Origin of the sequence: Bombilactobacillus bombi, assembly GCF_013607485.1 — a bacterium.
In the GTDB taxonomy this organism is placed as follows: Bacteria; Bacillota; Bacilli; order Lactobacillales; family Lactobacillaceae; genus Bombilactobacillus; species Bombilactobacillus bombi_A.
Genome location: NZ_SCHP01000114.1, coordinates 1 through 1,536, shown reverse-complemented (window position 1 = coordinate 1,536; position 1,536 = coordinate 1). Strand labels below are relative to the sequence as shown.

Sequence of the window (1,536 nt, the reverse complement as noted above, 5' to 3'; positions counted from 1 at the left end):
AGCGGCGGTATTGGACGGCAAATTGCGGCTGATTTGGCAGAGGCTGGCTGGTCGCTATATTTGCAGGTCAATAAACAAGTGTCAGCTGTACAGACACTGACACAGCAGTGGCAAGCACAATATCCGCAACAAGACTTTTTAATTATTAAGGCTGATTTTACTCAAGCAGGATGTGTTAATAAAATTGTTAAGAATATTTTTAGTATTGATGCTCTGATAGCTGCTCAAGGGATTACTGATTATCAATTGTTTGCACAAATACCTCAGTCTAAGTTTGAACAATTGTTAATGGTGAACGTTACCACACCCTTGTTGTTAATTCAACAGCTGCAAGAAAAGCTCAGCCGCAGTCATAATAGCCGTATTGTTTTGCTTGGTTCCGTCTATGGTCATAGCGGCAGTGCCATGGAAGTCACTTATAGTATGACTAAAGGGGCGCTAAGTGCTTTTGCTAAGGCCTATGCGCAAGAAGTGGCTAGTTTAGGTATTACAGTAAATGTACTGGCGCCCGGGGCTGTTGATACTCCTATGCTGGATCAAGTGCCTTCAAATAGTAAAGAACAACTTCAAGAACAAATTCCTGTCGGGCGTTTGGCACAGGGAAATGATATTAGTTATTGGATAAAAGTTTTGTTAGATCCAGCATCCCAGTATGTAACAGGTCAAACTCTCTATATTACTGGTGGTTGGTTGGAATAATTTAGTAGTATTTATGTTATACTCAAATTAAATAAATAACGGTGGTTGTGCAATGAGTGAAGTAGGAGAAAAATTACGCAGTGCCCGGATGGAACGGGGCTACACAATTGATGACTTACAAAAGAAAACTAAGATTCAAAAGCGCTATTTAATAGCAATTGAAGATGGAAAATTTGACCAGTTGCCAGGAGATTTTTATGTTCGAGCTTTTGTAAAACAATATGCAGAAAGTGTAGGCTTAAACAGTCAAGATTTGTTGGAAGAATATGGGGACGAAATTCCTCAAGTTCAGCCCAAAGAGGCACCGCACGAACCGCAAAAGCCAAAGAAAGAATCGGTGTTAAATAGTTTGCGGGCTCACCTGCCTCAAATTAGTATTTTAGCTGTGGTATTGGTGATTGTTTGTTTGATAGTATTTGTCATGGCTCAAGTTCATCGACAAACTGCTCATCAAATTCCTAATAATACGCGAATTGAAACCAAGTCTACACCAACTAAGAAAAAGACCGTATCCAAAAAGAAGCCCTCCAAGACTAAGCAAACTGCTCCTGTTAAAAAGCAATTACAGATTGAAGCTGATACTAATAAAACTGATACCTACAGCATTTCTAATTGGACAGTAGATTCTTCTCATACTTTAAAACTTACAGCAACCAATGCTGATGCTTGGATAACAGTGCAGTCGGGCAATCAAGGCCAATCTTTATGGCAAGGATTAATTAATGCTGGCGCTGATCATGAAGTAGAAGTGCCAACTGATGTCCAACAACTACAGATTAGAACTGGAAATGCTGCCGCTACACACATTCAAATTAATGATGTCGCTGTACCATTGCC

General features: G+C 39.8%; 2 protein-coding genes. Both read left to right on the top strand.

Annotated elements, in window-relative coordinates; all coding sequences use genetic code 11:
* On the top strand, positions 1-699 hold a 699-nt coding region (ymfI, locus tag EQ827_RS08635; RefSeq protein ID WP_181190573.1), incomplete at its 5' end, for an elongation factor P 5-aminopentanone reductase.
* A gap of 52 nt (positions 700-751) precedes the next feature.
* On the top strand, positions 752-1,536 hold a 785-nt coding region (locus EQ827_RS08630), incomplete at its 3' end, for a helix-turn-helix domain-containing protein (protein WP_181190572.1).